This is a genomic window from Alteromonas sp. R7 (assembly GCF_055755235.1).
In genome coordinates this window covers 237,427-260,356 of sequence record NZ_JBVTQX010000004.1, presented here as the reverse complement: position 1 = coordinate 260,356, position 22,930 = coordinate 237,427, and the positions used below count along the sequence as shown (strand labels likewise).

The window sequence follows — 22,930 nt, the reverse complement described above, 5'->3', positions numbered from 1 at the left end:
AAGTGTACAAAGAATGTTCGCATGGCACTCTCTATACCGCTGTATTTTCTCATAAAAAAAGCCCCGTAGTAACGAGGCTTTTTAAGATATTTAATGATTTAAATCATTAATCATTTGAAAGGCTGTATACATACGCTGCAACAACGTGAATTTTGTCATCACCCAAGGTTTTCTTGAATGAAGGCATTACACCGTTACGACCGTAAGTAAGCGTTTCTGTTACCGCTCTGTGGCTGCCGCCGTATAGCCAGATATTGTCAGTAAGGTTTGGTGCACCAAGTGCTTGGTTACCTTTACCGTCCATACCGTGACAAGCCGCACACGCTGCGAAACGAGCTTTACCTGCTTCTGCAAGCTGAGGGTCCACATCGCGACCGCTTAAACTAAGTACGTAGTTAACCACTTCTTCGATACCGTCTTCACCCATAGCATCTAGCCATGCTGGCATAGCTGCTTTACGACCAAGCGTAAGAGTTTCAACGATTTTCGCACCTGAACCACCGTACAACCAGTCGTTGTCCGTTAGGTTAGGGAAGCCGCCATTTTGACCACGTGCATCAGAACCGTGACACTGAGAGCAATTTTGTAGGAACAAACGCTGACCTACTTTATTTGCTTCTGGGTCTTTAGCCAGTTCTTCAACAGGAACTTGTGCATACGCTTCGAAGATCGGATCGAACTTCTCGGCAGCGAAATCTAGTTCACGGTCATATTCTACTAGGTAGCCTTGCTCTTTAGCATCAATACGCGCCTGAGCTGACTCTTCTAGCGATTGAATATTTTGGTTAGAGCTCTTCCAACCCAAAATACCTTCATACGCACCTAGGCCAGGATAAAGCGCTAGGTATAAAAAGCCCCAAACGATGGTCATGTAGAACATAATTGTCCACCAGCGAGGAAGTTGGTTGTTCAACTCCTCAATACCATCAAATTCGTGGCCCATTGACTCACCTTCAGCTACGCCAGTCTTGTTAGAAAGGCACCAGCGAAGAAGGAAGTAGCAACCAATGATTAACCCTAGGGTTATCACTGAAATCCAAATTGTCCAAAACATACTCATGAGTTCGAGACTCCTGCTAATCTTCTTTTGATTTTTCTTTTTCTTCGTCTGCAAACACTAGGTTTGCAGCTTCATCGAATTTTTTCTTGTTGCGGCTGCTGAACGCCCACCATACAACACCGATGAAGCTTACAAAGACGATGACAGTAAAAATGCTGCCTACAATTCCCTGGTCCATATTATTTCAAATGTGTGCCAAGAGATTGTAGATAAGCAATAAGGGCCTGCATTTCCGTTTTGCCCTGTACTGCCGCTTTCGCACCCGCGATATCTTCGTCGGTATACGGAACGCCAAATCCACGGAATACTTCCATTTTTTCAGCTGTTAACTCGCCATTAAGCGTGTTTTCCGCAAGCCAAGGGAAACCTGGCATATTCGACTCTGGTACCACGTTACGAGGATTAAGCAGGTGAACTCGGTGCCATTCGTCGCTGTAACGACCACCAACACGTGCTAGGTCAGGACCAGTACGCTTAGAACCCCAAAGGAAAGGGTGCTCCCATACTGATTCGCCAGCAACGCTGTAGTGACCATAACGCTCTGTTTCAGCGCGGAATGGACGGATCATCTGACTGTGACAACCTACACAACCTTCACGGATGTAGATATCACGGCCTTCAAGCTCAAGCGCGGTATATGGACGTAAGCCTGTTACCGGTTCCATGGTTTGCTGTTGAAACATCAACGGCGTTATTTGAACCATGGCACCGAAGCTGATAGCGATAAGGATTAATACCGTTAACAGACCGACGTTCTTTTCAATTAACTCATGTGCGTTTTTCATTATTCGTCTCCTCTACTACGCCGGCTGAGTCGCTGGGTCTGCAGCGATACTGCCTTTAGGTGCACGAACGGTTTTCCATGTGTTGTATGCCATAACAAGCATACCTGCTACCACGAAACAACCACCAATGAAACGAACCACATAGAAAGGCTTAGACGCTTCTAATGACTCAACAAAGCTATAGGTTAACGTACCGTCAGCATTTACTGCACGCCACATTAGACCCTGTAGTACACCAGACATCCACATTGCTACGATGTATAGAACAACACCGATAGTTGCGAACCAGAAGTGTACGTTAACTAGCTTGGTGCTATACATAGCGCGCTGACCGAATAGCACTGGAATTAAGTGGTAAATTGAACCAATTGAAACCATTGCAACCCAACCTAGAGCACCAGAGTGTACGTGACCAATTGTCCAGTCAGTGTAGTGAGACAGTGCATTAACGGTCTTGATTGCCATCATTGGGCCTTCGAAGGTAGACATACCGTAGAAAGACAATGAAACAATAAGGAAACGCAATACTGGGTCGGTGCGAAGTTTATGCCACGCGCCAGATAGCGTCATAATACCGTTAATCATACCACCCCAAGATGGAACGAATAGGATAATAGACATCACCATACCAAGCGACTGAGTCCAGTCTGGTAGGGCAGTGTAGTGAAGGTGGTGAGGACCAGCCCAGATATACAGAGAGATAAGTGCCCAGAAGTGAACAATTGAAAGTCTGTATGAATAAACCGGGCGACCAGCTTGCTTAGGTACGAAGTAGTACATCATACCAAGGAAGCCCGCAGTCAGGAAAAAGCCTACCGCGTTATGGCCGTACCACCACTGCATCATAGCGTCTACTGCGCCTGCATACAGTGAATACGATTTAGTGAAAGATACCGGAATAGCCATGCTGTTACCAATATGAAGAATTGCAACAGTTAACATGAACGCGCCTAAGAACCAGTTTGCAACATAAATGTGCGAAACTTTACGGATTACTAGGGTTCCGAAGAAGTTAATGATATAAGCGACCCAAACCAGTGCCAAAAGGATATCAATTGGCCATTCTAGTTCAGCGTATTCTTTTGAGCTGGTCAAACCCATAGGCAGGGTGATAACAGCTAAAACGATAACGGCTTGCCAACCCCAAAAGGTAAATGCGGCAAGTTTGTCACTGAACAGTCTTACCTGGCAGGTACGCTGAACGATGTAGTACGACGTTGCAAATAGCGCACAGCCGCCGAAGGCAAAAATAACGGCGTTAGTGTGCAACGGACGCAAACGTGAGAATGTTAGCCATGGTGTGTCAAAGTTAAGCATAGGTGCAAATAACTGCGCGGCAATAAATACCCCTAGGCCCATACCAATGATACCCCAGACTATGGTCATGATGGTAAATTGCCTAACTACTTTATAATTGTAGTCAGGTTGTGCTTGGCTTATTTCACTCATTTTAATGAATCTTCCACTTCAAATGAACTATGGTCTCCAACTGCCGGAATAGTGCGGTCGAGACGTGTATCAGCTAAGGAATAACGCTTCACACCGAGCTCGGAAAGAGTAATAATTATTGTCTCCAAGCCAGTTGGTACGCGGATGATAAGGTTTTTAATTACAAAAAGATACCATAAACTACCTAAGCTTGATCTCCGTCAATGAAGAAATACACAAAATTTAAGAAATGCTAAATAACGATAACAATAAACGATCAAAATTTTTACATTCCCAGCTTCCATTAGTGGCTATTATTGTTGTAGCCGTGTGTGTATACCTTGCACATAAATTCCAGTCTTCGGTGTTAAAAGACACGAGCGTAGTTAATGGAATAGGAAACAGCTGCAACTTTGTCAATGAAACTTGCGAATTCTTAATTGATGACAGGTTAGCAATTGCCACTTTTTCAGCCATGCCTGAAGCCGAAGAGTCAGTAACGGTTAAGCTCTTAGTTCCTGAAGGAGAGGAAATAGAGAGCGCATGGATTGAAGGGGTAAACATGTATATGGGCAAAATTCCCGTGCTGTTAGATAACGATGGTCAAGGAAAGTGGTCAGGTTGGTTTATGTTAGGCAGTTGTAGTGAGCCAGTGATGAAATGGCAGCTACGTCTAAATATTAAAGATAAAGAAAGCCCCAGCTATTTGTATTTTGTTACACAGCAGTAACTGTATTAAAAGCAATAAGACTCTCCCTAAAGAAAGGGGAGTAAACAAGCAAAAAAGGCCGCTCTTTATTTAAGAGCGGCCTTTTATTAATTACCTGTAAATTGAAGCGTGAACGCTATTTCTTACATTTGAGATTGAAGGTAGTTTTGAATACCTAGTCGCTTAATAAGGCCAAGCTGCTGCTCTAGCCAGTGTGCGTGATCCATCTCTGTATCGTCTAGTAGTACAATTAGCATGTCACGAGTAACATAGTCTTTCTCGGTTTCACAAAGCGCAATAACTTCACGTAACTTTGCATCAACTTCATATTCAACACGTAAATCGCTTTCTAGCATCTCAGGTACATCTTTACCCACTTTGAAGCCTGTGCGCTTCGTCATGTCAGGTGTACCTTCTAAAAACAGCATGCGTTCAATTAGCTTAGTTGCATGTCCACGCTCGTCATCAAATTCATGATCAATGCGTTCGTAAAGCTTATTCAAACCCCAATCAAGATACATCTGAGAGTGAATGAAATACTGATCCATGGCGGCTAACTCATAAGAGAGTAGTTCGTTTAAGCCATTGATGATTGCTTGGTTACCTTTCATTAGTCATCTCCCATTACTTGCGCTTGTAGGTAGTTCTCTATACCCATAGCATCAATTTGGTATTCTTGCGTTTCAATCCAGTCTAGGTGCTCTTCTTCATATTCAAGAAGGTCTTCAAGCAAGTCACGAGAAACATAATCCTGCTTTTCTTCACATAGCGCGATTGCTTCACGAAGTAGTGGAAGCTGTTCTTTTTGAAAACGCGCATCACATGACAGCATTTCAACGGTATCTTCACCGATATAAAGCTTGCCTAACGCTTGAAGATTAGGAAGGCCCTCAAGGAATAAAATGCGCTCGATAAGATCGTCCGCTTGCTTCATGTCCTTGATAGACTTTTTATAATTCTTTTCGTTAAGTTCAGAAAAACCCCAGTTTTTGAACATACGAGCGTGCAGAAAGTATTGATTTATCGAAGTAAGTTCACTTGTCAGTACTTCGTTCAATTTTGCAACAACTTGTTTATCACCTTGCATTGTGTAAACCCTATTAACGTATTTGCGTGAAGTTTAGTCTAAATTTGACTGCATGTCAAAAAAGTCTTTGTAAAACAGTTGTTTACAAACGATAACGTTTCTCAATTCATCCATTGTTCGCATTTAGAACAGCATTACTGTTGTGCATGCGCATAAGCAAGACTTTCTTCAGCAAAACCAAGCCCTGCTTCGGTAAAGAAGTTGAAGACTTTATCTACACCGTTTTCTAATAGATGTGATACTTCATCCTCATATCGTGCAATGGCTGCAACTTTTCCAACATAGCCCGCGTTTTTAAGCTGACGTGTGATGTTTATTGAGTCCTGGATAGAAGGCAGAGCAAGCAAAACAAGCTGAATCTGTTTGATATCTAAATTATCCCACAAATCGACGTCTTCACCATCGCCGCATATTACGTTTAAGCCTTCGTCTGATAACTCTTTTACTTTTACTCGGTCGGCGTCCATTCCCCATACGCTCACATCACTTAATTTAGATAACGCATTGAAGGCACCGCGACCAACTCGTCCCATCCCCAACACTAAAAATTCCGCGTTGTGGAGAGTAGGATAAATGTCTTCTTTTAAGCGCTCGTTTTTCTCAAAACGTTTAATGGTGTGTTTATGATTGTGATATTGAGAATGAGAATTGCGATAGAGCACGCTGGTGATAACGAATGAAATAGATACGGCTAAAGCAATCACCACTAACCAAGAGTTTGCCAATAAACCTAACGAAACGGCTAGTGCGCCAACAATAAGGCCAAATTCACTGTAATTTGAAAGCACCAAGCTGCTCAAGTAAGCCGTGCGACCGCGAAGGCGAAGTGACGTAAATAAGCCGAAAAAGAGTGCTGCTTTTAACGGTATAAATAAGCAGAACACGATAGCTAGGACAATCATACTAAGATCGGGAAGGGCGGTAAGACCGATAGTAAGGAAGAAGCCGATTAAGAAGAGATCCTTAAAACTAAGCAGCGACTTCGCTAGCTCCGAAGCCTTTTCATGTTGGGCTAACATGATTCCAAAGATTAGTGCCCCAAGATCGCCTTTAATGTTAACCAGCTCAAACAAGTGATAGCCACCTAAGGCGAGGATAAAGCCAGTAAGCGGAAGCAGTTCACCGTGGCCCGACTTATTAATCATTTTGTTTATGATTGGCATTGCTGGGAATAAGGCCAACAACGCAAGCGCCCACACAGAGGGAAGCTTTCCAGTTGCTGCAACAAGGAAGATAACAGCAAAAACGTCTTGCATGACCAAAATGCCAATGGCAAGGCGGCCGTGGCGGGTTTTACTTTCGCCACTTTCTTCTAATACTTTAACCACGCACACTGTGCTACTGAAACTAAGGGCAAAAGCGATAAGCGCAGCGCTTTTCCATGTCAGCCCATCAACGAAATTTGCAGCAACCGCACCAATCGCATAGACGCAACAGGTAATAACGCCCACCCATACTAAGGTATGTGAAACGCTTCCCGCCCAAACTTCTCGACGACTCAAATCGCGGATGTTAAGTTTCAGACCGATGGTGAAGAGCATAATGGTGATGCCCAAGTTGGCTATTTGGGTTAAATCTTCAGTGAGCGTGTAGCCTGCAAAATTTAATAAAAAGCCAGCTACCAAGTAGCCAACTAAAGGAGGAATGCCAATAAGTTTAACCGTTAAGCCGCAAACAAATGCGAAAAGAAGAAATGCATACTCCATGAATTACCTTTCAGAAAATGTTGAACGTAAAATCCGTTACCTTTGTATAGGTCACATCATCTATTAACCAGTGATAGCTACAAATCGCTCTCTCAACTCGCTAATTGAAAGGTTTTAGACTAGCATGCAATGGCTTGTTTTCGCAGCTAAAAAAGCATTGTAATTGCACATTTTGGTAACGCGTAACCCAATTGAGCTAAAAGCCGGCTCAGTATATTTAACCCCTAAATCAGTCATTTACCGCTAAAGTAAATCTAGTTCCCGATTTCAGGTGTATTGAACAGGGTTGTAGGCATATTATTTTGTTTAGATATGACCAAAAATAAAGAAGGATTTTGAATGCGTTTAACAATTCTAACTGTGCTAACCCTGCTGGTCGCTTTCAATGTGGTGATTGGCGTATTGTGGGCGCCCGTGTGGTGGTTTTTACTTTTATCAGTCACGCTACTCATTTTTGGTCTATATGATGCCTTCCAAACAAAACATGCCATTTTAAAGAACTTTCCATTAATTGGCAGGGTACGATGGACTGTCGAGGGACTAAGGCCCTACATCCAGCAATACATCATAGAAACCGATACTGGCGGAGCACCTATTTCCCGCATGTTTCGTTCGATTGTTTATCAACGTGCGAAAAACAGTAGAGAAACTGTTCCCTTCGGTACTCAGCTAGATACGTATAAAGATGGCTATGAGTGGATTGGCCATTCTTTATCTGCTCGCGAAGTGGAAGACATGGATGAAGATCCCCGAGTGACGGTAGGTGGTCCTCATTGCAAAAAGCCGTATCGTGCAAGCATACTTAACATAAGCGCAATGAGCTTTGGAAGCTTGTCAAAAAATGCCATTTTGGCGCTAAATAAAGGTGCTGCAAAAGGCGGGTTTTACCATAACACAGGTGAGGGTGGTTTAACCCCATATCACCTCGAAAACGGTGGCGATATCGTTTGGCAAATTGGTACGGGATACTTTGGTTGTAGAAGTAAAGATGGCGGTTTCGATCCTGTTCTTTTTGAAGAAAAAGCCAAACTCGACAATGTGAAAATGATAGAAATAAAGCTAAGCCAGGGCGCTAAGCCTGGACATGGTGGTATTCTACCTGCGTATAAAAATACCCCTGAAATAGCTAAAATAAGAGGTGTTGAGCCTGGAACTCAAGTTGATTCTCCCCCTAGACATAAAGCGTTTGCAACGCCTTTAGAAATGGTTGATTTTATTAGTCAGTTACGCAAGTTAAGTGGCTATAAACCAGTGGGTATTAAGCTGGCGCTGGGTAGAAAAAGTGAGTTCATTGCCATGTGCAAAGCCATGGTAGAGAAGGACGTAACGCCAGATTTTATAACGGTAGACGGGGGCGAAGGAGGTACCGGCGCCGCACCGCTTGAGTACACAAACTCTATAGGATTTCCTCTGCGTGAAGCGTTGGCGTTTGTTGACGACTGTCTCACTGGTTTTGGTATTCGCGACAAAATTAAAATCATTGCTTCTGGAAAAATCATTACCGCTTTTCAGTTAGCGAAAAATCTAAGTTTGGGCGCCGATTTATGTAACAGTGCCCGAGGAATGATGTTGGCACTTGGGTGTGTTCAGTCGCTGTCATGCAATACGAATAAATGTCCGACCGGTGTAGCAACGCAAGACCCCAAGCTTGCCAAGGGCTTAAACGTTGAAGACAAGTACGAGCGCGTGTACCGCTTTCACAAAAAAACTATTCATGCGCTGATGGATATCTTGTCTTCTACAGGACATGTGAGAACTAGCGAACTAAATCGTACCCATATATTTAGACGAGTAGATCAGTGTAATATTGCGCGTTACGACGAAATTTTCCCGTTAGTTAAAACAGGAAGTTTCTTAACCGAAGACGTTCCCGATAGATTTAAATTACACTTAAAAGAAGCAAATGCTGAAAGCTTTATGCCTTGTAGTTTATTGGCAGAAATAGAGAAAGAAACGAAAGCGGTATCTTAAAAAAGCTAAGCCGTGACTCCTAATCAAATACCGATTGTGGAGTCACGCTTAACGATTTTTAATGCCTAAAACTGCGAGTTAATCTTTAGATTGCTCGCTTGGAATACGCAGTTGATAGAGGCGGTAATCACTAGTCCTGTAGGGTGTTACTTTATATTTAGGCTGAAGATACGCCACTAAATCTATTAGTTCGGAAACGGTTAGCTCGTCGTTTACAACTCGCATTAATGACACACCGTCTTCGCTGGTGAAACTGGCAGGCTGTCGAGGAGTAAGTTTGTGTGATGGGTTAATAATACTTGTCACCAACTCTGCATAAGTTTTAATTCTTCCACTGCTGCCTCCCAACGGAATAGGCTTCGCGACTAGGTATTGCGCATTGTCGGACTCTTTTTCTCCTGCAATTCTGTGACAGTCTTGGCACTGATACTTTTTAAATACCAAATAGCCTTTTTCCATATTGCCTTCGGGCAAGCTAAAGCCGCGAGGTGACTGCGCGCCCTGGTCACAGGCGAAAAGGAGAAGCGTTGCTATAACAACTATTGCCGTTTTCATACTCATTTCCCTCTTTCTTTTACGGTAAAGATGCGTAACGTTCGCTAGAACTAATGTGTATACACTGATTATGAATGAGGCTGCAGACTAATCATTGACCTAGCTCAAAGAATAATTATTTGTATAGCACTACTATTTAATGGAATTAGTTAACGGTATGGTAGAAAAGCACTGCTACCTAACAAAAATTGAGGACAGCCACAATGCAAGGTTACGAGACAATTTTAGTACCTATAGATATTTATTCTGACTACGAATTAGTGGTGGAGAAAGCCATTGCAATAGCGGGCAATAGTCACAAAATTCACCTCCTGTATGTTGCTTATCCACAAACCAATGTAGAGCCTTACGGACTATTTTTAGAACGGGATTTTTCAGAGGAAGTAAGAGAGCAGGCATTAAGGCAATTAAAAGACGTTGCCGCAAAACATGATATACCTTACAGCCACATCAATGTAGAGATAGGTTCACCTGCTGATGAGATTCACCATATGGCCGAAAAGATTAATGCAGATCTCATTGTTGTCGGCACCCATGGCCAGAGCGGTCTTCGCTTGTTACTTGGGTCAACGGCCAATGCAGTACTACATGGTGTTAAAACAGACGTGCTAGCTGTGAAAGTGTAAATTAATGCGGCGATTAGCGTCGAAAATGCTTTAATTATTCATGATAAATACCTTCGCCGTCATGTAGATGTAACGAAGGTCAGTTACGTTTTGTAAGGCTGTAACTAATCTTAAAATTACTTATCATGATAACGAAACGGACAGGTATTTTACGCGTACTCTATGCCACTTACTATTCACTTAAGGGGCTTCGAGCAGCCTTTTTAAGTGAAGCTGCGGTCAGACAAGAAATTTTCGCAATATTGATAATGACACCTATAGCGTTTTTCATCGACGTTACGCATGTAGAACGTATATTGCTGGTGATATCTTTACTGATTGTGCTTATCACTGAGCTACTCAACACCGCTATTGAGAAACTCTGTGATCATGTCAGCACAGACATCCATTTATTAATAGGGCGAGCTAAAGATATCGGCTCTGCAGCAGTGTTCATTAGCCTAATGATGGCCGGCTTTACGTGGATTAGCATTCTTTGGTAGTGCAATTTGCGATTTATAGGCGGAAAGAAAGCCCTAATTTATAGGGCTTTGATTTTCTGGTCACAACATTCTGATACTAAGGTTCTAATTGTGCTATCTAAATTTTTAATGTGCGAATAATGCAATGAAGTTTCACCACCGTTATTGATATCTTTTATCGTAAAAACAACATCATCGCCTCGTGAAGTTACGCAGATTCTCACGTAATCATCAGATTGAGCTAATGGCACGTGGAGATATAACGGCTCATTGTTTGAGTTTAAATAATCTAGTGCTGCTTCTTGTGACTTGAATGGGTCTTGCTTCTCGGGTTGGACATTCCATGACGACGAGGGAACCACCATTTCCGCGAGTAATTTTCCATGCTTTGTATCAATACCGCTACTCATATATCACTCCTTTTACTTGAATGTTTGCCAACTTAGAAAACCTATTCATTAATATAGGTTTAGGGCAAATTTACCTTTTGATACGCGAGTAATACAGTTTCAGATTGGTAAAAGGATGTAGAGAGTAGGTGAGTTAGACATTGTTACTGATGTCGTTGGTTATGCGTAACCATGCATTGATTAAGTTGCTGTATTTAATGAGCTTTATCTTTTTCGTTTTGCCGACAATTTTGCCATTCCACCACGCTTTACGTTAGCCTGTTTTGTATAATGCCCAGGCATTTCCGGTGATTGCCAACCTCCAGCCAGTTGAAGCTCGGGTAAAGATGCACCATCTTCGGCTAGAGAAACTGCACCACCAACACGACCGCTATGAGGGGTAATGTTTTCGCTAATACCTGCGCGTTGAGCAATACGTTGCCAAATCCGATAGACGCTCGAATAGTTAAGTACATTTGCCTTATGGCTGGGAATGTTCTCATCAAATGGCAAAAGTGCTGTTTTATGGTTTGTTAGTCGTCTAAACAAAACGCCTTTGTGCAGGCCGCGTAAATCTGAAGAAAGGCGGGTTGCTTTAGTTTTTGGGTCAAGATTAGCTTCGTTAATATACTCTTGAACCATAGATATAGTGCTGGAAGAAACATAGCGATATTGACCCTGACCAGACTGGTCGCTTTTCGAAGAAACAACCAACAGCGTGTTATTACGCGCAGATATATCCTCGATGCAAACTCGAACTAATTCATCAGCGCGAAGCAATGCATCAAACATCAGGTTAATGATTGCAAGGTCGCGGAGCTCTAATAAAGAATCAGGAATAATTGCATTGTTTATTTGTTCAAGCATATCTATCGTAAGCGGAACCGCTTGTTTGTGAGACAAGCGGAACTTTCTATTCTCTATAAGCGATAAACGGATGAAGTCTCTTAGATACGCTGATCTAATAATGGGGTTTGGCAATTTAGCCACGCCTAAAAATTTACTAAGGGCAGATAACCGACGTTTAATGGTTCTATAGGCTAGGGGAGAACGGCACAACGCTTCGACATATTGTTTAATGCAGATCTCATTGTGTTCGAAGTTGTTCTTAAAGCCACTTAATCCAGCTTGCTTACAAAAAATTGCGAACTCATTGTAGTCACTAATGTATGCCCGTTGTGTATTGTATGGAAGCTTGGTAAAAATATCTTGATAATAGCTTTCAACGTTTTTATCAGAAGATGAACATTGACTTGTTGTTAGGTCGTCAGAACCTGACGTGTGCTGCTTACCACGAGAGTACTCGATACCAAAAGCTGGAACCGTCGCGCTACTTGAGTCTTGTGGCTGTGAGCTGCTATCACTGTTGCTGTTAACTAATTGAGTTGTGAGCAAGTATGAGCTATTAGTTTTTGAGGGCATTGAGCAACCTGGTGAAGACATTATTGTGACTATTATGCTAGATTTAACAGAGCTTGATAAGTTATTGATATATAACAATATTCACGCATGATAACTGTAATTATCATGCGTGAAGTTACGCACTAATCCATTCATCACTCCACAAACCGCTTTACTATTATAATCTCAAGTACAGTGCTACTCTATCACATTACTGTATATATAAACAGTTTGGGTGTTTCAATGCCGTCAATTGTTGGTCTATCTCGTAATTATTCCAAACCATATCGCTAGATAAGGCTTGTGGCCTGCTGATAGAGTACGTTTTTTGTGCAATTTAGATCGTGCGCTACGTGAAATCTGCAAGGTAACACCCCGAATGCGCGCTCAGATTTCACGTAGCGACGCCTAAAAAATAAGCTGTAAAGTGATGGAAAAACACCCTAAGAGCTTATTTATTAAAGAAGTACTTCACATGATTTACTTCCAACATGTTTGCTGGCTAATCGCACATTTTTCAAAACCAAACGAGTTAAAAATAAACGTTACAAGAGCGGAATAGGCGATAACCTAGAAGTTATTACCTTTGCTTTTTATACGCTTTTCATAGAGCCACTATCTAATCGCGACTACGGTACGACGATAATAAGACGATACGGTACGTTACCGAATAAACAACGTCTACGAAGATATGAATTCAATAAACATCGCGTCGATTATTTTTAATTCTAGGTGCTATCCACGCCACCCAACTTTAAAAAAACGAACGGTCTCCATGCACGATGTTTAATTTAATAAGAAGTATAGATAATGTATGGTATTTAAAATAAAGAGCAATCAATAAATGAGTTTTACGGGCCGTAATTATTACATGTAACGCTAAATGTTAGAAAAACCTTAACCTTACAGCTAGTCGTCTTATCTTAGAAATAATTAGGATCCTTTATTTAATTCATCAGCGTTAAGCCTTTGGTTATTTAAGCTAGTAATTAATATTACAAGCTGTGCATTCATTATTTAAAGTAAAGAAGACTAAAGCCTGATAAATGTTTTTAGGAACATGATTAAGTCTATTATTTATCTGTGCTAGTTGTCATTAAACCTTACGAATACCTAAATATTACTAGAAGGATAGCGTAAAGCACCTTGCAAAGCTCCATCTGGCTCATTCACCATCAATTTTGATATTATATTTAACATAATATACATTATGCGTAATTAAGTGTATGGACGATTAGGGCGAAGATGTCACTCTATTCGGATATTTTGTTGGCTGTGATTACTTACAGACTTTTATGCGTGGCAGCTATTTTTGTGCCTCGGCGTTACCGCACTTGCTTCAATTGTGTCAGTAGTTTCTATTGAAAGTTGCTATGAACTTTGGATTTAGACATGGAATTTATAAATCGTGCGCTACGTGAAATCTGTAGCACTACTCCTCGCAAAATGTATTTTTATTCACGTAGCGTCACGTTAGTTTTTTGATTAATTGTGGGTATAACTAACAAACAGAAAGACGCAGTCTTTGTATTTTTATACTAGGCTTTAATTTATTAAATGTGGATTTTTAGCTATTTAAAATGTTGCTGTGTTTATCTGAGTTGTAGTTAATCAGATTTAATCTGATTAACTACAAAAAGACACTCGATCGATCATTTACGTAGATTACATGGTTTGTGGTATGCAGAGATTATATAGACTGGCTAGCTGTTTACTTTAAGCATTTTTAGCAGCATTCTTAGCAGTGATTTTGGCAGTAATAACTTACACGTTTAGTTATCATTATAAACGCGCTCAATTCGCTTAATATCGTCTTCGTAATCCAATGCCAACTTTGCACGTTCGTAACTTTGCTTCGCTAACTTAGACGCCGCCTCAACAAAATCTCTTTCTATGCTTGTACCTCCATCTTTAAAGCACGCTTTAATTGTTTTTAGTGACTTTTGTATTCGGATAGCAACTTCAATGTTAGCAGCACCATCACGGGCAATGCTGGTGTAAGCATCGTCAAATAGATCATTCACATTTAACGCAGGCAATGAAATGCGGTCATATTTAAACTCCTCATGCTGAGCGCTATCGTTTTGTGAGTTTTCGGTTTCAGTTTCGGATTTGGGCTTGTGCCACAACAACATAAGGCGTGTAATGCTGCTAATGGTATTTATTGCAGTACCATGGTCATTAACCGATGGCGATAATGCACGAGATGCAATTTCGGCTAGTACGATAAAGCCAAAGCGAGGATCAGCCTCAAAGGATCTGGCTTCACCTATAGTAAATGCGTCAACAATTTCATCTGATACTACCTTTTTATTTGAATATGCTATGGCACGCTCTGGTGAAACAAACTCACCGGGTAACATGGCAACATTGATAAAACCGTCGTTTTTATTAGCCCAGTGTTGCAGCTTGGCAATGTCTATAAGCTGAATATAGCCCACTTGTTTAGTATAAATGGCATGCGTCCCCTGCTCTTTTATTTGCTCTTGCGGTACTGCGCCTAAGCACGGCATATCTATTCTATTTTTAATTGCGCGTGTCGTGGCGTGCTCCACTTTTAATAACGTTGACCCCACGCGCCCTAATCGTGCAACGCTGTCTACCCACCGGATAAAAGTTAAAATAACTATCGAAAAAGCCAGACAGGTTAGACAAAATAAAATGAAAAGCCCGGCTTCATCGAAAAAAGCTTGAGTCATTGCAGTAAGCGCTACAGCACTATAGATAAATGCGCCTATGAAAACTGACAGAGCATTTTGTGATACATCATCGGATATTATAAGGCTTAGAGAACGCGGCGTTGACGACTGACTGGCCGAAGCATAAGCATTAACCATGGTACCTGCAGAAAACGTGGCGATCACCATCATGCTAGATGCCATAATTGAAAGCAGTGTTTCAACTGATTCGGGTTTTATTTCAGGAATATGCTCAGCCAATGAAGTCCCGTCTGCTACTTTAGCGACGAATACAGCAAATATTGAGAGCAAACAAAAGCCAAGAGGTTTTACCCAAAGCTTTTCTTTTACACTGTATAAAAGGAAACGCAGTCTATCTACGGTAATCGGTGCTTCCACATTCTTCTCTTTTTATTAACTTTATTTCACTTAATACGGCAGTTAGGTGTTTTCTGATTTGTCCCAACTCAATTAGCAGGATCCGCCTTAGCATAAAACCTCATTGATAATGATAATCAATATCATTAAAATTGGTTAAAACAGTTTTAAGGTTATCAATATGGACGCTACAAAAATTCTTATCATTGAAGATGATATTACTCTTAATAAACAAATCGCTGCCTTGCTAAAAGACCGAGGCTTCGACGTACATCAATGCCACGACGGTAATCAAGGTCTGGTGACTGCACTTCGTGAAAGGTTCGACCTTATTCTTTTAGATGTATTGCTTCCTAACCTAAATGGTTTCTCGCTGTTAAGCCAACTTCGCAAACGGAAACAAACTCCTGTCATCATGGTTACTGCATGTGGTGCCGAACAAGAGCGTATAAAAGGCTATAGTAACGGTGCAGATGACTACATGCCAAAGCCGTTTAGTTTTGTGGAAATGATGCTTCGTATTGAAGCATTATTGCGTCGCTCTCTAAATATAAAATCAAATGAAGTAACGAGAAACTCGATCGTCGTTGACGAAATAACACTTGACCGAAGAAACCTGAAGGCCAATTTTGCTGGCAAAGCACTAGATTTAACGTCGACTCAGTTTAAGCTTCTGTGGGTTCTGCTTGAAAATCAGAATGAGGTTTTAAGCAAACCATTACTTTATCAAACTGTTCTGGAAAGAAGTTTCAGCCGGTACGACCGAAGCTTAGATATGCACATGTCCCGAGTGCGAAAGAAACTTATCGAAGCTGGAATGTCCCCTACTCGTCTAGCAACCCAGCACGGCAAAGGCTACTCATTCTCATGAAAAAAGTGTTATTGAGAAAGCTTTTGGTCACTATAGCTTTAGGGACGGTTATTCTTATTTGGGTTATTGATTGGTTGTCAGCACATACAGAAACAACAATGAGTCACCTATCAGTAGAGCATCAGCGTGAACTCGTTGAATATGGCAAAGAGGCTGATTTAATTTACCGAAAAGAAGGTGAATTGGGTTTATCGAACTGGCTTCATGAATTTCAAGATAAAGAAAAAACATGGGCAGCAGTAGTAAAGTCAAACATTCAACCTATTGCGGGAAGCGTCATTCCTCAAAAGTACATTGATGAATTTAGAATAGGCCGCAGTGTGGAATGGAAAATTCACCTCTACTTTGAATATAACCCTATCATGGAGGTTCCTTTCTTAGATGAGAAATCACATCTATTAATCCAATTACCCCAGCGAATGAGACCGGGTGTTTATCTCAACTTTGTGGATATTTTGCTCAAGGTCGCACTGCCTTTTGTCGTTCTGTGTGTAGTGAGTCTAGTGCTCTACAGGCACGTAATGGTGCCATTAAGAAAGTTAGAGCATGCCACGAAAGCTTTCAGTCAAGGGCAGTTTGATGTGCGCGTTAGTAAATCATTTAGCAATAGAAGCGATGAGCTCTTCAACTTATCCGTAACATTTGACGGCATGGCCACACGAATTGGAAAATTAATTTACAACCAGAGAGAACTTTTATCCGATCTGTCTCATGAATTAAGAACTCCGCTAACGCGTATGGATATGGCCATCGATACTATTGAAAATGGTATCAATAACAGTGATACGTTAACTCGGCTTCGATATGAATCCAACAATATGAGGGCATTAGTCGAAGACACGTTGACACTTGCTTGGCTTAACAATGAATCGCCTGTACTTAACACCGAGACTTTTGACCTTGCTGAATTGATTCAGGTTATTTGCGACGATGCAGCTTTTGAGTATTCCGAAACAAGACTAAATGTCGAATTACCTAACAACGCGGTAATTGATAAGAGTAGTCAACAAGCCCTCGGCCAAGCGATAGAGAACATTATCCGGAATGCGCTTAAATATACGCCAGAGCATAGCGGTGTTGTTGTAACGCTAAAGCAAAATGCAGATGTCTATATGCTTTCCGTCCTGGACTTTGGAAATGGTGTTCCAGAAAGCATGCTTAGCGATATTTTTAAGCCTTTTTTTAGAGTAGATAAGTCTCATGGCCTTCATGTTGTTGGGCAAAAACGCGGCGGGTTTGGTTTAGGACTGGCACTAGCGCAGCGGCAAATAACCGCTGTTGGAGGAAAAATCAAAGCGTTTAACCACTTGATAGCTGACTCAGCAGGCGTTGGAGGTTTGCAAATTGATATAACGCTACCGAAAAGGTAGCGTTATACAAACGTTATATTCAAGGCTTCAAAGGAACAGCAGAAACATGGGGCTTTGACGCTTTACTACTCTTAGCCTTATATTCATGCCAAGGTAATACTAGATAGTGACAGGCCGTTAAAACAACTATCATGGCTACCAAAGTATATGTCATTGTAAGCTGTTGCAGCCCAACGAGCATTAACCCCCATCCAATTAATATCCATTGTAAAACATATAGTGCAGTGACGTTTTTACCCCAGAAAGCAAATAGCGTAACCACATAGTTTTGCTTAAAGCGTTCAACGAGTATGTGAGTGGTGTAAATAAAAAGCATCACGATACCTGTCATTAAAAGAACAATACCAGGACCGCTTCTTAGGTTTGTTACAATGTGATATGCAGGGTTAGTGAGCGTGAGTCCTGTACCGAGGATTACACAAACTACGCCTAATTTAAGGCACCAAACAAAGTTTAACGTGCCTTTATTTTGTTGCTTTAAGAAGCGACCAAATGCCATACCAGCAATTGGGTATGCCGCCCAAGGAAAAATAGGAAACATAACTCCCGCTTCTTCGTTTCCTACAAAAAGCTTCAAAAATTCATTGAGTATAGGTAATGACGTGTACCTATCCCAAACGCTGTGTGATAAAAACGCAATGGCAATAGCCGTGCCGATCCAAATAGAGATTTTATTGGTTGCATGTTTCAATCCTGTACAAAGGAGTAGCGCTATACCTGCGAATTGAAAGACATCACCAATTAAAAATTCACTCAGCGGAGTGTGTGGAGCAACATCTTGGTACGTGACGAGCCCAATTTTAATCGAAAGCCACATGGGAATGGTTCCGCGAACAAAATTTAGTGCGTAACCTAATACAAACAGAGATATTGCTCGTTTGATATCCGCTTTCAGTGTCGATGATGGAGATAGGCCAACAAAAATCCCCATGATAAAGACGAACATTGATGCTGCTGGCCAACCCAATGCGAATTTTACCGTGGCTCCAAATGCACTAAACCGCACTTCAGGTAAGCCATAAAAGTCTAATACATGGATCATAACCATGAGTAAAACAGCAACACCTTTTGCTACGTCAAAAGTTTTCTGCCTGTTAATACTTGGCGTGCCAAAGTGACTAGGTACATAAAATAGTTTCATAGTTTTCACTTGTTTTTATTTTGTCTTTTAAATGTTTGATGTTGCTATTCTTTGCTCTTTTCATCTTTCTCAGAAAACTTTATACCCAACCAAAATAACAGGCAGGCAAAAGCAAAAGAGACGAAGGAAATTGAAAAAGGCCCGGTGTAGCCATTATTTAGAAATTGGATTATTGCTTGGTTATGGCCAAGTGCCTCAATAAGGGATAAAAGCGCAAGAATGAGACCGCTTGCCAGTGCTGTTCGGCTTATCGCTAAATGTACATGCTTAGTGAAAAACGCGCCTATGATCGATATGGCATAGACCGCAAAGAAAGCAGTTTCAACAATAAACGACCTGTTATTTAAATCTGTACCAAGCACTCTCTCGAGTAAAAACGCAAACGCTGTCGCCGGCACGATGCCAGCACATCCACCTAATGTAAGTGCAAATATGCTGTGTTTAAAGCGACTAGAAATACTGCGATTATTTTGAAACTTAGTAAGCCACAACATATTGCCAACAACAATTAAGCCGCATACACCCAGTCCGAGTACGAAGAAAACAATTCTTATATCGACGCCTGCGAAGTGCCCAAAATGCAGTGCGTACAGAAAACGTGTCCCATCGGCGAAGGCATTTCTTTCAGCGGGATTTAAATCTGCTGAAAATTCATTTTCACGCACACGGTAAGTCATATCTATCCGTTGCGAAAAGTTCGATCTATTTTGCCCAATAATACGAATTAGCGCGTTTTCATCACCATAGTTTGTAAGCCTGAGGGAGGAAGCTTTTGCATTCTCTTTCTCTTCCCACGAAGTTATAAGGGTATTTAGGTCTGGCATTTCTCTTTCAATGCCAGTGTAAGATTCGGTTACTCTTGGAAACCCTGTATCGTTTAGCAGCGCAGTCCTGTCTCCATCGTAGATAAACAAGAGTGTCACAATCTGAGAAATCAAACCTAAATTAAACATTAGACCGGTAAGCGCGTACATGAATGTATAGGGTAAGCTCATGACCCCTACTACGTTATGCATGTCTGTAAGTTGATATCGAAGTGTAGTCTTGCCACCTCGATAGTAGAAAAAGTGCGTGATCAGTTTTTTGAACTGAACGACTAGCCCAGTGAAAATGACAACGGTAAAAAACAGGGTCACAATACCGACAATGTGGTCACCCAGAGGCAAATTCAGGTCAATATGGAGGCCATAGAGAAAATCAGCTAAGTGAAAACTGTCTATAGACGCTACCGTTTCTCCATTAACCGGATCAACATAAATTGAAGTCAGTGCATTTTTAGCCGACGGGGGTTCATTTACTGGAAGATGAAGCTCGTATAGAGGCATTGTTTCAGTTGGAAGGACTACAAACATTCTTTGTTGCATATTCACATCATATTCTGAAAACACTGTGTCCAATATGTTGTTAAGTGGTAGCTGGTCCGAGACTGAACGATATTCTGTATGAGGTAGAACAGACCATGCTTTGATTTCCGGGTAAAACAAAGTAAGAGAGCCTGCCCAAAAAACGATGAATAGCGGAATGGAAATAAATAGCCCTATCCATCCGTGACCTTCCAAGGCTGAACGAATCACGCTGGCTTTCATGCAACTACTCCTAATTTAATTAGTACATTAAGCACAAGTGAAAAAGTCAAAACGGAAAGGCATTGAAGCGCTGGCTTTTTAGTCTTTTCGAAACAGAAAAAGTAACTCATTAACCCCGCCCAAATCAAAAAACCAAGTATGTAACCCACCAGCAATTTGACATCTACATCGAATGGTAAAAAATGGTTAAGATTCAAAACGATGCTTGTGCTAAGTAGTAATCCAATTAGAAAGGAAAGATAGGTTTTACGCCACATAAACCCCTCCTATGAGCGCTAGTACAACGTTAACGCCTGTTCCATATGTAAGTAGCCTTAAGGGACGATTTTCGTGTGCACCTGTAAAAGTCACTAGCGCTAAATTAAAAATAATCAAGGTAATCGTAGAAAAGATCATTGCCCAAGCGTTGTATTGCATTCCTAGAAGAAAGGCCGCCAGCACGATAGTGGCAACAAAAAGCGTGTTGCCTAAAGCCTTTGGCATTGATGGTGCGAACGTTCTTTGGTGATCAGACGAAAAATAAAGCGCTGTACATCCCCAGAAAATGGCTTGTAAAGCGAGAACATTTGAAATCGAAAACATATCGACAAGTCCTTTTGTATATATTTTTGCAGTTATACTTAAATGGCTTGAGCTGTCGTCGCGGCCTGGCTCATTTTCTGTAATTTATATCTGTCCTGACTGAGGATATTCTTGCAATTGTTCCCAAACCACTCGAGTGAAGAGTCAATATTTCGCAGAGATGGTTTCGAGTACAGATATTCAATAAACCCTTGATAATCTACCGCACCGTCGAAAATGGGAACCATACCTTCTCGCGAGCCTGCTGCGGCATACACATTGTCTGGAGCAAACACACTTAAGTGTTTACTGCTACTTATGTTTTTAAAGTGAAAATGATTTATATATGGAGCGAGTCGTTCACAAGAGGAAATAATGTCAGCGCCAGATTCCCATACATGCAACACATCGTAATTTAGTTGCAAATTGTCTTTGTTAACTTTTTCAAACAATTCGATGGTAGAACCCACCGAGTCAGCGTAAGTGTTAGGGTGTGTTTCGATAACTAAGTTAAGCCCATAGTCGCTAAGCCAATCACAAACAAGTTGTAACCGCTCGAAAAGCAAGGTTTTTCGGTCTTCAGGTATGGCTGCGCTGCCTTCGTTGCCAGCAAATGTGCGAATCTTGGTTGCCCCCCAGTGTTTAGCCAAACGACAAAGGCGATGAACCTTAAAATACAAAGCGTCGTTCCCTTCAAAAAGTGGCAAATAATCGCTTAGCATGGATGTTTTCAACGCGTAGCTTGAGAGCCACTCTTTCCCATACTCGGGTTGGTCTTCTAAATTCGTAGCATGTGCACCCCATAATTCGATCCCCTGAAAACCATTTGCCACAGACCATTTTGCAATTTCAGCGATTGAGATAAGTTGGTGCCTAAAAGTGATAGTGCATACTGAAAGATTCATACGGCGGCCTCCAAGTTTTCTACGCCCACGGTATTGTTAGCTTTTTTATCTTGAAGGTTGTGAAAAACTAGCCAGTCTTGGTACACAGTTTGAAGCTTACATTTAATTTTTCTTTCCGTGGTATCTTGCTCATTGAGTAATGTGAAAAGTTCATCAAACAACGGCAATGTGTCTTGATTCTCTTTAGCTAATTCAGAGAGCTTGATCGCTCGGTATTGTATTGCTTTGTATGTAGAAACCAGCTTTTCTATTTCATCACACCAGAGCTCGAATGTTACTTCTGGAAATCCAATATCTCTCCAGAAAAAAGCAAAGCCATGTTCATAGGCGTATTTCCTAATTGCAAGAACGGGGATTTGCTTAAGGGCATTACCCAGCAATGCTCTATCAGCAGGTTTTTGTTGATGAGCTACAATGACTTTCCGGATTGCATCCGTTAACACGTTGTGTTCAGGGAAAAATGTAGCATCGAAATAACTGGAAATAGCTTGCAGAGAAGAATGCGTTATATCATTACTATCAAATACGTAGCCCCCCGCAACATGTGGTGATGAAATAGCGTTGAGAACATCCTTACGCTTAACCTCTCCTTCCCACCTGAAGTCTGGGTCCAACATAAGCCACCGTTCCGTATCCTCCGTCTTCTTTAGCATTACATAGTGAGGGAAAGGATTCTGGTTAAACTTATTTTCTCGCTCAGGTAATAAGTACATATCTAGCATTACCATGATGTTCTGGGAAGGCGTTGCGTCATTGAGCAACCTTTCCAAATTGGCAATGTTCTGAGCTTTCGTCTGTTCATTGTTATACCAAGAGATAACCTCTACGCCATAAATTTCCTTATACCATTGAATAAAAAAGTCGTGGCTAATAGATTCGTCGTGATAGGCAAGCATGTGGTCTTCATTGACGACTACCTCCGCGTCCCACACACCGAAATAAAAAGGACGATGATCGACTTTGGGGGATGCTTTTATACATTCACACAAACAGCTTACAAAACAGTGGACTTTAATGTCTTCGAACGGCACTTCATCTACACTATCACTTACCTCAATGTTGTTGGTTTGCTGATAAGATAAAATGAAGTGAGCAAGGTTCTCGACAGTATTAACATCCTCCTGAGATATTGCACTTTCTGGTATTTCAATATCGTGATTCAACTCTAAATGGATAAGCAACTGCATAAGCAACACTGAATCAATATAGAGATCTTCGTTTAAACGAGCTCGTGGAGAAAATTTTTGCATGTGCTTGCAATC

22 protein-coding genes are annotated in these 22,930 nt (G+C 41.3%); 6 read left to right on the top strand and 16 right to left on the bottom strand.

What is annotated here, in order from left to right; translation table 11 throughout:
- Positions 1 to 106 precede the first annotated feature (106 nt).
- From ccoP to ccoN, 4 genes are read right to left on the bottom strand one after another with little or no spacing between them, the layout of a single operon-like run.
- A complete protein-coding gene (gene ccoP, locus AC0J2X_RS08755; RefSeq protein WP_014949592.1) occupies positions 107 to 1,060 on the bottom strand; it encodes a cytochrome-c oxidase, cbb3-type subunit III in 954 nt (317 codons plus the stop codon).
- A 16-nt stretch (positions 1,061 to 1,076) separates the two neighbouring features.
- On the bottom strand, positions 1,077 to 1,238 hold the full coding sequence (locus tag AC0J2X_RS08750; RefSeq protein WP_014949591.1) for a cbb3-type cytochrome oxidase subunit 3: 162 nt from the start codon (positions 1,236 to 1,238) through the stop codon (positions 1,077 to 1,079).
- Between the two features lies 1 nt (position 1,239).
- Positions 1,240 to 1,845 carry a cytochrome-c oxidase, cbb3-type subunit II gene (ccoO, locus tag AC0J2X_RS08745; protein ID WP_014949590.1) on the bottom strand — a complete coding sequence of 202 codons (606 nt, stop codon included), beginning with the start codon at positions 1,843 to 1,845 and terminating at the stop codon, positions 1,240 to 1,242.
- A 15-nt stretch (positions 1,846 to 1,860) separates the two neighbouring features.
- Positions 1,861 to 3,294, bottom strand: coding sequence for a cytochrome-c oxidase, cbb3-type subunit I (gene ccoN, locus AC0J2X_RS08740; protein ID WP_014949589.1), 1,434 nt, complete (start codon positions 3,292 to 3,294; stop codon positions 1,861 to 1,863).
- Positions 3,295 to 3,523: 229 nt separating this feature from the next.
- Between ccoN and AC0J2X_RS08735 the strand changes: the two genes are divergently transcribed.
- Positions 3,524 to 4,003, top strand: a complete 480-nt coding sequence (locus tag AC0J2X_RS08735; protein ID WP_014976621.1) for a hypothetical protein — start codon at positions 3,524 to 3,526, stop codon at positions 4,001 to 4,003.
- Between the two features lie 122 nt (positions 4,004 to 4,125).
- Here the strand turns inward: AC0J2X_RS08735 and bfr (AC0J2X_RS08730) are convergent, their stop codons facing one another.
- From bfr (AC0J2X_RS08730) to AC0J2X_RS08720, 3 genes are all read right to left on the bottom strand, one after another.
- The gene (bfr, locus tag AC0J2X_RS08730; protein ID WP_014949587.1) at positions 4,126 to 4,593 is read right to left on the bottom strand and encodes a bacterioferritin; all 468 of its coding nucleotides are present in this window, start codon (positions 4,591 to 4,593) and stop codon (positions 4,126 to 4,128) included.
- Positions 4,593 to 5,069 (bottom strand): bacterioferritin, encoded by a 477-nt coding sequence (gene bfr, locus AC0J2X_RS08725; RefSeq protein WP_014949586.1) that lies wholly within the window; start codon positions 5,067 to 5,069, stop codon positions 4,593 to 4,595. Before bfr (AC0J2X_RS08725) ends, bfr (AC0J2X_RS08730) begins: the two co-directional genes overlap by 1 nt.
- 134 nt (positions 5,070 to 5,203) lie before the next feature.
- On the bottom strand, positions 5,204 to 6,775 hold the full coding sequence (locus AC0J2X_RS08720) for a cation:proton antiporter family protein (protein ID WP_014949585.1): 1,572 nt from the start codon (positions 6,773 to 6,775) through the stop codon (positions 5,204 to 5,206).
- Between the two features lie 339 nt (positions 6,776 to 7,114).
- Here AC0J2X_RS08720 and AC0J2X_RS08715 point away from each other — a divergent pair, with 339 nt between their 5' ends.
- Entirely contained in the window at positions 7,115 to 8,746 is a 1,632-nt protein-coding gene (locus AC0J2X_RS08715; RefSeq protein ID WP_472995950.1) for an FMN-binding glutamate synthase family protein, read from the top strand.
- 78 nt (positions 8,747 to 8,824) lie between these two features.
- On the opposite strand, the gene AC0J2X_RS08710 is transcribed toward AC0J2X_RS08715, so the two are convergent.
- Positions 8,825 to 9,301 carry a c-type cytochrome gene (locus tag AC0J2X_RS08710; RefSeq protein ID WP_014949583.1) on the bottom strand — a complete coding sequence of 159 codons (477 nt, stop codon included), beginning with the start codon at positions 9,299 to 9,301 and terminating at the stop codon, positions 8,825 to 8,827.
- A gap of 203 nt (positions 9,302 to 9,504) precedes the next feature.
- Between AC0J2X_RS08710 and AC0J2X_RS08705 the strand changes: the two genes are divergently transcribed.
- Together AC0J2X_RS08705 and AC0J2X_RS08700 are read left to right on the top strand one after the other, a co-directional pair.
- On the top strand, positions 9,505 to 9,927 hold the full coding sequence (locus AC0J2X_RS08705; protein WP_014949582.1) for a universal stress protein: 423 nt from the start codon (positions 9,505 to 9,507) through the stop codon (positions 9,925 to 9,927).
- Positions 9,928 to 10,052: 125 nt separating this feature from the next.
- Entirely contained in the window at positions 10,053 to 10,409 is a 357-nt protein-coding gene (locus AC0J2X_RS08700) for a diacylglycerol kinase (RefSeq protein WP_039220131.1), read from the top strand.
- 38 nt (positions 10,410 to 10,447) lie between these two features.
- On the opposite strand, the gene AC0J2X_RS08695 is transcribed toward AC0J2X_RS08700, so the two are convergent.
- The 3 genes from AC0J2X_RS08695 to AC0J2X_RS08685 all read right to left on the bottom strand — a co-directional run bounded on the left by AC0J2X_RS08695 (position 10,448) and on the right by AC0J2X_RS08685 (position 15,255).
- Positions 10,448 to 10,798 carry a hypothetical protein gene (locus tag AC0J2X_RS08695; RefSeq protein ID WP_014949580.1) on the bottom strand — a complete coding sequence of 117 codons (351 nt, stop codon included), beginning with the start codon at positions 10,796 to 10,798 and terminating at the stop codon, positions 10,448 to 10,450.
- A 204-nt stretch (positions 10,799 to 11,002) separates the two neighbouring features.
- Positions 11,003 to 12,199, bottom strand: a complete 1,197-nt coding sequence (locus tag AC0J2X_RS08690) for a tyrosine-type recombinase/integrase (RefSeq protein WP_338358021.1) — start codon at positions 12,197 to 12,199, stop codon at positions 11,003 to 11,005.
- Between the two features lie 1,751 nt (positions 12,200 to 13,950).
- Positions 13,951 to 15,255 carry a DUF2254 domain-containing protein gene (locus AC0J2X_RS08685; protein ID WP_069944376.1) on the bottom strand — a complete coding sequence of 435 codons (1,305 nt, stop codon included), beginning with the start codon at positions 15,253 to 15,255 and terminating at the stop codon, positions 13,951 to 13,953.
- A 160-nt stretch (positions 15,256 to 15,415) separates the two neighbouring features.
- Between AC0J2X_RS08685 and AC0J2X_RS08680 the strand changes: the two genes are divergently transcribed.
- Together AC0J2X_RS08680 and AC0J2X_RS08675 are read left to right on the top strand one after the other, a co-directional pair.
- A complete protein-coding gene (locus AC0J2X_RS08680) occupies positions 15,416 to 16,105 on the top strand; it encodes a response regulator transcription factor (protein ID WP_472995949.1) in 690 nt (229 codons plus the stop codon).
- A complete protein-coding gene (locus AC0J2X_RS08675) occupies positions 16,102 to 17,475 on the top strand; it encodes a histidine kinase sensor domain-containing protein (RefSeq protein ID WP_472995948.1) in 1,374 nt (457 codons plus the stop codon). Before AC0J2X_RS08680 ends, AC0J2X_RS08675 begins: the two co-directional genes overlap by 4 nt.
- Before the next feature lie 19 nt (positions 17,476 to 17,494).
- Here AC0J2X_RS08675 and AC0J2X_RS08670 read toward each other — a convergent pair whose 3' ends face one another.
- The 5 genes from AC0J2X_RS08670 to AC0J2X_RS08650 form a co-directional block, all read right to left on the bottom strand.
- On the bottom strand, positions 17,495 to 18,616 hold the full coding sequence (locus AC0J2X_RS08670; protein ID WP_423088301.1) for a heparan-alpha-glucosaminide N-acetyltransferase domain-containing protein: 1,122 nt from the start codon (positions 18,614 to 18,616) through the stop codon (positions 17,495 to 17,497).
- A gap of 44 nt (positions 18,617 to 18,660) precedes the next feature.
- Complete coding sequence (locus tag AC0J2X_RS08665) at positions 18,661 to 20,202, bottom strand: PepSY-associated TM helix domain-containing protein (protein WP_472995946.1); 1,542 nt, start codon at positions 20,200 to 20,202, stop codon at positions 18,661 to 18,663.
- A 246-nt stretch (positions 20,203 to 20,448) separates the two neighbouring features.
- Positions 20,449 to 20,784 carry a hypothetical protein gene (locus AC0J2X_RS08660; protein ID WP_472995945.1) on the bottom strand — a complete coding sequence of 112 codons (336 nt, stop codon included), beginning with the start codon at positions 20,782 to 20,784 and terminating at the stop codon, positions 20,449 to 20,451.
- Between the two features lie 38 nt (positions 20,785 to 20,822).
- Positions 20,823 to 21,668: a sugar phosphate isomerase/epimerase family protein gene (locus AC0J2X_RS08655; protein ID WP_472995944.1), complete on the bottom strand. Its 846-nt coding sequence runs from the start codon at positions 21,666 to 21,668 to the stop codon at positions 20,823 to 20,825.
- A complete protein-coding gene (locus AC0J2X_RS08650) occupies positions 21,665 to 22,918 on the bottom strand; it encodes a DUF6005 family protein (protein ID WP_472995943.1) in 1,254 nt (417 codons plus the stop codon). Before AC0J2X_RS08650 ends, AC0J2X_RS08655 begins: the two co-directional genes overlap by 4 nt.
- Between the last annotated feature and the right edge of the window lie 12 nt (positions 22,919 to 22,930).

Coding starts and splice junctions, on each gene's coding strand:
- AC0J2X_RS08720 (WP_014949585.1), bottom strand. CDS start 6,775: ATGGAGTATGCATTTCTTCTTTTCGCATTTGTTTGCGGCTTAACGGTT.
- AC0J2X_RS08705 (WP_014949582.1), top strand. CDS start 9,505: ATGCAAGGTTACGAGACAATTTTAGTACCTATAGATATTTATTCTGAC.
- AC0J2X_RS08690 (WP_338358021.1), bottom strand. CDS start 12,199: ATGCCCTCAAAAACTAATAGCTCATACTTGCTCACAACTCAATTAGTT.
- ccoN (WP_014949589.1), bottom strand. CDS start 3,294: ATGAGTGAAATAAGCCAAGCACAACCTGACTACAATTATAAAGTAGTT.
- bfr (WP_014949586.1), bottom strand. CDS start 5,069: ATGCAAGGTGATAAACAAGTTGTTGCAAAATTGAACGAAGTACTGACA.
- AC0J2X_RS08650 (WP_472995943.1), bottom strand. CDS start 22,918: ATGCAAAAATTTTCTCCACGAGCTCGTTTAAACGAAGATCTCTATATT.
- AC0J2X_RS08680 (WP_472995949.1), top strand. CDS start 15,416: ATGGACGCTACAAAAATTCTTATCATTGAAGATGATATTACTCTTAAT.
- AC0J2X_RS08700 (WP_039220131.1), top strand. CDS start 10,053: ATGATAACGAAACGGACAGGTATTTTACGCGTACTCTATGCCACTTAC.
- AC0J2X_RS08660 (WP_472995945.1), bottom strand. CDS start 20,784: ATGTTTTCGATTTCAAATGTTCTCGCTTTACAAGCCATTTTCTGGGGA.
- AC0J2X_RS08655 (WP_472995944.1), bottom strand. CDS start 21,668: ATGAATCTTTCAGTATGCACTATCACTTTTAGGCACCAACTTATCTCA.
- ccoP (WP_014949592.1), bottom strand. CDS start 1,060: ATGAGTATGTTTTGGACAATTTGGATTTCAGTGATAACCCTAGGGTTA.
- AC0J2X_RS08735 (WP_014976621.1), top strand. CDS start 3,524: ATGCTAAATAACGATAACAATAAACGATCAAAATTTTTACATTCCCAG.
- AC0J2X_RS08715 (WP_472995950.1), top strand. CDS start 7,115: ATGCGTTTAACAATTCTAACTGTGCTAACCCTGCTGGTCGCTTTCAAT.
- AC0J2X_RS08710 (WP_014949583.1), bottom strand. CDS start 9,301: ATGAAAACGGCAATAGTTGTTATAGCAACGCTTCTCCTTTTCGCCTGT.
- AC0J2X_RS08675 (WP_472995948.1), top strand. CDS start 16,102: ATGAAAAAAGTGTTATTGAGAAAGCTTTTGGTCACTATAGCTTTAGGG.
- AC0J2X_RS08695 (WP_014949580.1), bottom strand. CDS start 10,798: ATGAGTAGCGGTATTGATACAAAGCATGGAAAATTACTCGCGGAAATG.
- AC0J2X_RS08750 (WP_014949591.1), bottom strand. CDS start 1,238: ATGGACCAGGGAATTGTAGGCAGCATTTTTACTGTCATCGTCTTTGTA.
- ccoO (WP_014949590.1), bottom strand. CDS start 1,845: ATGAAAAACGCACATGAGTTAATTGAAAAGAACGTCGGTCTGTTAACG.
- AC0J2X_RS08670 (WP_423088301.1), bottom strand. CDS start 18,616: ATGAAACTATTTTATGTACCTAGTCACTTTGGCACGCCAAGTATTAAC.
- bfr (WP_014949587.1), bottom strand. CDS start 4,593: ATGAAAGGTAACCAAGCAATCATCAATGGCTTAAACGAACTACTCTCT.
- AC0J2X_RS08665 (WP_472995946.1), bottom strand. CDS start 20,202: ATGAAAGCCAGCGTGATTCGTTCAGCCTTGGAAGGTCACGGATGGATA.